This window comes from Acidovorax sp. KNOB132 (assembly GCF_057541515.1).
The window spans coordinates 1-6,639 of the sequence record NZ_BAAJYT010000195.1; the positions used below are offsets into that span (position 1 = coordinate 1).

Sequence of the window (6,639 nt, forward strand, 5' to 3'; positions counted from 1 at the left end):
CCCTGCTGACGCTGGGCGTGCTGCAGGCCCCCGAGAGCGGCTGGGCCAGCCTGCCCGTGGTGGCGGCGCTGGCGGGCGCTGCGGCCATGGCGACGGCCTTCGTGCGCACCGAGCGCCGCGTTCGGCACCCCATGCTCGACCTGTCGCTGTTCCGCTACCCGCGCTTCGTGGGCGTGCAACTGCTGGCGGCGGCGCCGGCCTATGCCTATGTGGTGCTGCTGGTGCTGCTGCCGGTGCGCTTCATCGGCATCGAGGGCCTGAGCGCGATGGCGGCAGGGCAGCTGATGCTGGCCCTGTCGGCGGCCATGCTGTGCGTGCCGCTGATGGCGGGGTGGCTCGCGCGCTGGTGGTCGGCGGCGGCGTTGTCCTCCGGGGGCCTCGCCGTGTGCGCGGTGGGGTTGTGGTGGCTGAGCGATTGCGCGCCGGGCTCGCCGGCGGCGGTGCTGGCCGGGCCCCTGCTGCTGATCGGCGTGGGCATCGGCCTGCCGTGGGGGTTGATGGACGGGCTGGCCGTGAGCGTGGTGCCGCCCGAGCGCGCGGGCATGGCCACCGGCCTCTTCAACACCGTTCGCGTGGCCGGCGAGGGACTCGCGCTGGCCCTGGTGGGCGCCGGGCTGGTGGCGCTGCTGGCCCTGCAGTGGCCGCAGGTGCCGGTGGGCGATGCGGCGCGCTCCGCCCAATCCCTCGTGGCGGGGGACCTGTCCCGCGCCCGGGCGCTGCTGCCCCAGCTGTCGCAGGCCGAACTGCTGCAGGGCTACGGCCACGCCTTCGCCGCCTTGCTGCGCGTGCTGGCCGGGGTGACCGTGTTCACGGCGGTGGCGGTGTTCGCCTGCCTGCGGGCGGGCGGCGCACGCGGGGCGGCGCTTTCTACAATCGAGGGCTAGTTGTCTTCCCCCGCCCGCCTTCATGTCCACACCCGAATCCCTGCCCGCGCCCGCCCCGGCCACCACGCCTTTCGAATGGATCGGCGGCGAAGAGAAAGTCCGCGCGCTGGTGGACCGCTTCTACGACCTCATGGACCTGGAGCCCGGCTATACCGAACTGCGCGCCGCGCACGGCAGCACCCTGGCGGACGCGCGCGACAAGCTGTTCTGGTTCCTGTGCGGCTGGCTCGGCGGGCCGGACCATTACCAGAGCCGCTTCGGCCACCCGCGCCTGCGCGCGCGGCACCTGCCGTTCTCGATCGGCATCAAGGAACGCGACCAGTGGGTCGCGTGCATGGACCAGGCCATGGACGAGACCGGGGTGCCCGCCGAGCTGCGCACCCGGCTGCGCGAGAGCTTCATGGGCACGGCCGACTGGATGCGCAACCGCGGCGGATGACGCGGCACCCCATGGATCGTTTGCTATTGATTTAATAGCAATATGCCCTAGTACTCATTGTGCTGGGGGCACTTTTTGTTTCAACTCCCTCCACCGTCCCACACCCGAGGAAAGATTCCATGTCCTGCGATGCACGGTTCGAAGAACAGGCGCTGGCCCTGGGCCACCGCTTCGATGGCGAGATCAAGATCGGCGGCAACTACGTGCCGCTGGTGCGCGACGGCCGGCAGATCTACCTGAGCGGCCAGATCCCGCGCGTGGGCGACACCGTGGTGGTCACCGGCGCCGTGGGCGCGCAGGTGCCCCTGGAGCGCGCGCAGCATGCCGCCCAGGTGTGCGTGATGCGCGCCCTGGCGCTGCTGCAGCGCAGCCTGGGTACGCTGGATGCGGTGCGCGCCGTGCCGCGCATCACGGTGTACGTGCAGTCCGCGCCCGGCTTCACGCAGCAAAGCGAGGTGGCCGATGCGGCCTCGCAGGTGCTCTTTCATGTGCTGGGGCCGGTGGCCGGGGCGCACACGCGCACCTCGGTCGGCGTGCTGCAGCTGCCCAAGAATGCCTCGGTGGAGGTGGACCTGATCGCGTCGGCGGACTGACGGCGCGCAGGCCGGCGGGGCGCAGGGCCCGGGCGGGTCGGTGACTGCGGGCGGGCGGGCCACGGCAGCGTCACGCCAGTGTCAAACGGGTTCGTGACACTCTCGCCTTTACCCACCACCCAGGCCATTGCATGCTGGACACCCTCCCACGCCAAGACCTCTCGCCGGCCACCCGCCGGACCGCCCTCACCGCATTCACCGTGATCGCTGCCGCCAGCCTGCTGGCCGCCTGCGGCGGCAGCGACAACGACGGCAACAACAACGCCGGCGCCACCGCCACGCTGGCCGTGCTGGAGACGACCGATCTGCACTTCAACGTGCGCAGCTACGACTACTTCAAGCTCGCCGAAGACAAGAGCTATGGCTTTGAGCGCACCGCCACGCTGGTGCGCCAGGCGCGCAAGGAGTTCGCCAACACGCTGCTGGTCGACAACGGCGACACCATCCAGGGCACGGCGCTGGCCGACTACGAGGCCGTGGTCAAGGCCATTCCCTGCACCCAGCAGCTGTCCATGTACAAGGCCATGGGCGCTTTGGGCTTCGATGCCGGCACGCTGGGCAACCACGAGTTCAACTACGGCCTGCCGTTCCTCAACCAGGTGCTGGGCGGCGGCATGGAGGTCGATGGCGTCGATGCCGCGCAAAAATGCGCCGGCGCCGGCTACCCCGCCGTGCTGGCCAACGTGTACAGCAGCAAGACGAAGAAGCCGCTGGTGCAGCCCTACACCATCCTGGAGCGCACGCTGGTCTCCAAGGGCGCGGACGGCAAGGAGGTCAAGCTGCCCATCAAGGTGGGCGTGATCGGCTTCACCACCCCCGGCATCATGAACTGGGACAAGCGCTACCTCGAAGGCAAGGTCTACACCGAAGGCGCGGTCGAAGCCGCGCAGAAATACGTGCCCGAGCTGCGCGCCAAGGGCGCCGACATCGTCGTGGCCCTGCTGCACGGCGGGCTCGATGCGGGCGCCTACTCGGCCACCATGGAGAACCCGGGCCTGTACCTGTCCAAGGTCGCCGGCATCGACGCCATGGTCATGGGCCACCAGCACAGCGTGTTCCCCGACACCGCCGCGACGCCGGCCTATTCGCAAGCCGGCGTGGACAACAAGGCCGGCACCATCAACGGCGTGCCCGCCGTGATGGCCAGCTCGTGGGGCAAGGCGCTGGGCGTGATCCAGTTGGCCCTGCAATGGGACGGCAAGGCCTGGGCGGTGAACAAGACCGCCACCAAGAGCGAGCTGCGCAACATCCAGGGCAAGAACGCCTCGGGCGCCACGGTGTATGTCGATGCCGACCCCACCGTCGCCCCCTTGATCGAGACGCAGCACCAGGCCGCCATCGCCTACGTGAAGACGCCCATCGGCAGCACCGACTTCCGCATGAGCACGCTATTCGCCGACGTGGGCGACCCCGGCGCGATCCAGATCGTGAACCAGGCCCAGCGCGATTACGTGGCCGCCTACGTGGCCGCCAACCTGCCGCAGTACGCGCAGCTGCCCGTGCTGTCGGTGAGTGCACCGTTCAAGTCGGGCTTCCAGGGCGGGGCCGACTACACCGACGTGGCCACGGGGCCGCTGGCGATCTACAACGCCGCCGACCTGTACCTGTACCCCAACACCGTGTACGCGGTGAAGGTGAACGGCGCCGACATCCAGGGCTGGCTGGAGGCCGCGGCCAAGCGCTTCAACCAGATCGACCCGGCCAAGACCGCCGAGCAGCCGCTCATCAGCACCTTCCCCGGCTACAACTTCGACATGTTCACCACGGCCGACGTGCAGTACGAGATCGACGTGACGCAGCCCACCGGCCGCCGCATCAAGAACCTGACCTACAAGGGCCAGCCCATCAATGCGGCGCAGGAGTTCGTGATCGCCACCAACAACTACCGCGCCACCAGCGGCAAGAGCTTCATCGACAAGCTGGACGGCTCGGGCACGATCTGGGCCTCGCCGGACGCCAACCGCGACGTGGTGATCGACTACATCCGCAAGAACGCCAACGTGACCCGTGCCGCCAACGGCGCGGCCAAGAGCTGGCGCTTCACCAAGGTGGCCACGGCCGGCCCGGTGGTGTTCAGCTCCGGCGCCAACGCGCTGCCCGTGGCCCAGGCCGCGGGCCTGGCCAACGTCACGCTCATGGCGGCGGACGACGGCTCGGGCAAGGGCACGTCCAAGTACCGGCTGGACCTGTCGAAGTAACCGGCCGCGTGCCAGCGGCAAAGGCTGGCCAGTAACGCCCAACCAAACACCGGGCCCCGGCATGCACATGCATGCCGGGGCCCGGTGCTTTTTTCAGGGCCGTGCGGGCGCCTTTAGTCGTCCAGCCGTTCGCTGATCACCTTGCCGGTGGTGGGCTCCACGCGCAGTTCCATGTTCAGACCGGCCATGTTGGTGGCTTCGGCTTCCCAGTAGCCGTCTTCGTACTCGATGCCGCGCACGCGGGTGTAGCCGACCTGCTCCAGGGCCTGGCGCACCTGGTCGGCGCTCAGCACCGGCTGGTTGTTGACCGTGCCGCCGCTGCGGCCCACCTGGCTCAGCACCTCCAGCGTCACCGGGTGCAGCACGAACTCCACCTTCTCGCCCTGGTTGGCGGACTGGCGCGCCTTGGCTTCCCAGAAGCCATCGTCCAATTCCACGTCGTACACGAAGGCGTAGCCCTTGGCGCGCAGCGCCTGCGATACCTGGGCCACACTGGGCAGCGTCTTGCCGATGTCGCTCTTGCGCACGGTGGTGAGGCTGCCGTCCGCGTCATTGACCAGCACGTCCACGCGCACGCCGTCGAGGGCGACCGCGTCGGCAGACCAGTAGCCGTACCGCTTTTGCAGGTCTTGCGGCGCGACATACTGGTGCTGGGTGATCACGTTGGCGGCTTCCTGGGCCGTCAGCGCCCAGGCCATGGAAGGCAGGGCGGATGCGGCGGCAGCGGCGGCGACGGCCAGGGTCAGAACGGTTTTTTTCATGGTGCTTTTCCTTTCGGTGTTGCAAGGTGGCGAGAACTGGGAGGCAGTGTGCGCAACCGCTGCTAAACCTTTCGTGAAGCGTCCGTTCACGTGCCGTTTAACGGCGCCGGCAATAATCCCGCGATGAAAAAATGGACCCGGAGCGTGCTTTTGCGTGCCGCCGTCGTGGCGGTGGCGCTCGCGTGCGTGCAGGCGCCCGCGGCCGAGCAGGACGCGGCGCGGCGCGGCGTGCTCAACGGCCAGCTCAAGCCCCTGAACAGCATCGTTGCGGACATCAGCCGCCAGTACGCGGGCCGCGTCATCGAGGTGGAAAGCAAGCGCGGGCGCAAGGGCGAGCCGCGCTACGAAATCACCCTCATTGACGCCCGGGGCAACAAGCAGGAAGTGCTGGTGGATGCCGCCACCGGCTCCGTGGTGGCGCAGGAGCGCGAGTGGCCCACGCAGCCCGTCCCGCTGGCGCAGATGGCCCGATACGTCAAGCAGCTGGAGCAGCGGTACGGCGCGCGCGTCGTGAACGCCGAGTTCGAGCGCGATGCGCAGGGCAAGGCGGTCTACGAGGTCAAGCTGTCCGACAAGCCTGCCGTGGAGATGAAGCTGCTGATGGATGTGAACACGGGCGAGGTCCTGCATCGGCCGGAGGCGGCCGCTGCACCGGCGCCCCTGAAATCCATGGACGTGGTGCTGGAGTCGCTGCGCCCGCGCTTCTCGGGCCTGGTGCTAGAGGTGGAGCTGGAGAGCGACCACCGCCACCGCCCGTACTACAGCGTCGAGCTGCAGCAGCCCAACGGCTTCAAGCTGGAGCTGGAGGTCGATGCCGTGACCCTGGAAGTGACGCGGCGAAAGGCGGGTGACTGATGCGCATCCTGGTCGTGGAAGACGACGTCGCGCTTGCCGCGCAACTGCGCGCCGCGCTGGAGGCCGCGGGCTTTGCCGTGGATGTGGAGCATGACGGCGAAGCCGCCTCCTTTGCCGGCAGCGCCGAAGCCTACAGCGCGGCCGTGCTGGACCTGGGCCTGCCTCGCAAGGACGGCCTGAGCGTGCTGCACGACTGGCGCGGCGCGGGCCGCAACTGGCCGGTGCTGGTGCTCACGGCCCGCAACCGCTGGAGCGACAAGGTCGCGGGATTCAACGCCGGAGCGGACGACTATCTCACCAAGCCGTTCCTGATGGACGAAGTGGTGCTGCGCCTGCGGGCCATGCTGCGCCGCACGGCCGGGTCGGCCGCCGCCGTGCTGCAGGCCGGGCCGCTCGAATACGACGTGGTGCGGGGCCGCTTCTCGCTGCAGGGCCAGAGCCTGCAGCTCACCGCGCAGGAGCACAAGATCCTGGCCTACTTCATGCACCACCCGGGCAAGCTGCTCACGCGCAGCGACATCGGCGAACACGTGTACGCGCGCGACCTCGACCCGGACTCCAACACCATCGACGTGCTGATCGGCCGCATTCGCCGCAAGCTCGGCGGCGCGCCGCAACTGGTCACCGAACGCGGCCAGGGCTTTCGCCTGCTGCTGCCCGAGGTGCCGGGCTGATGGGCCGGCCAGGCCCGGCGATGGCGCCCGGCGGCATCGACCCGCTGCCTGCACCGGACACGCCGCCATCAGGCCCAGCACCATCAGCGAGAAGTATTCGGCGGGGCCGAACTTGAAGGCGACTTCGGTCAGCGGCGGCGCGAAGGCGGCCAGGATCAGCGTGCCCCACGCAGCCGGCGAAGAACGAGCCCAGGCCGGCGGCTGCCAGCGCGGGACCGCACGGCCTTCGCGCCAT

Annotated in this window: 7 protein-coding genes and 1 pseudogene; 6 read left to right on the forward strand and 2 right to left on the reverse strand. The window is 69.3% G+C overall.

Features of this window, described 5'->3' with window-relative positions:
* From AC27IO_RS18475 to AC27IO_RS18490, 4 genes are all read left to right on the forward strand, one after another.
* Positions 1-884: MFS transporter (locus tag AC27IO_RS18475; RefSeq protein ID WP_498740086.1), on the forward strand; the 884-nt coding region annotated here is incomplete at its 5' end.
* Positions 885-906: 22 nt separating this feature from the next.
* Complete coding sequence (locus AC27IO_RS18480; RefSeq protein WP_498740087.1) at positions 907-1,323, forward strand: group II truncated hemoglobin; 417 nt, start codon at positions 907-909, stop codon at positions 1,321-1,323.
* Positions 1,324-1,442: 119 nt separating this feature from the next.
* Complete coding sequence (locus tag AC27IO_RS18485) at positions 1,443-1,916, forward strand: RidA family protein (RefSeq protein ID WP_284393513.1); 474 nt, start codon at positions 1,443-1,445, stop codon at positions 1,914-1,916.
* A gap of 131 nt (positions 1,917-2,047) precedes the next feature.
* Positions 2,048-4,114 (forward strand): bifunctional 2',3'-cyclic-nucleotide 2'-phosphodiesterase/3'-nucleotidase, encoded by a 2,067-nt coding sequence (locus AC27IO_RS18490; RefSeq protein WP_498740089.1) that lies wholly within the window; start codon positions 2,048-2,050, stop codon positions 4,112-4,114.
* A gap of 113 nt (positions 4,115-4,227) precedes the next feature.
* Here AC27IO_RS18490 and AC27IO_RS18495 read toward each other — a convergent pair whose 3' ends face one another.
* Positions 4,228-4,875, reverse strand: a complete 648-nt coding sequence (locus AC27IO_RS18495; RefSeq protein ID WP_498740091.1) for a PepSY domain-containing protein — start codon at positions 4,873-4,875, stop codon at positions 4,228-4,230.
* A 123-nt stretch (positions 4,876-4,998) separates the two neighbouring features.
* Between AC27IO_RS18495 and AC27IO_RS18500 the strand changes: the two genes are divergently transcribed.
* Both AC27IO_RS18500 and AC27IO_RS18505 read left to right on the forward strand, forming a co-directional pair.
* Positions 4,999-5,730: a PepSY domain-containing protein gene (locus AC27IO_RS18500; RefSeq protein WP_284408144.1), complete on the forward strand. Its 732-nt coding sequence runs from the start codon at positions 4,999-5,001 to the stop codon at positions 5,728-5,730.
* Positions 5,730-6,404, forward strand: coding sequence for a response regulator transcription factor (locus tag AC27IO_RS18505; RefSeq protein ID WP_284405448.1), 675 nt, complete (start codon positions 5,730-5,732; stop codon positions 6,402-6,404). Before AC27IO_RS18500 ends, AC27IO_RS18505 begins: the two co-directional genes overlap by 1 nt.
* A 24-nt stretch (positions 6,405-6,428) precedes the next feature.
* On the opposite strand, the pseudogene AC27IO_RS18510 reads toward AC27IO_RS18505, so the two are convergent.
* A pseudogene (locus tag AC27IO_RS18510) lies at positions 6,429-6,639 on the reverse strand (tripartite tricarboxylate transporter permease); the annotation flags it as partial.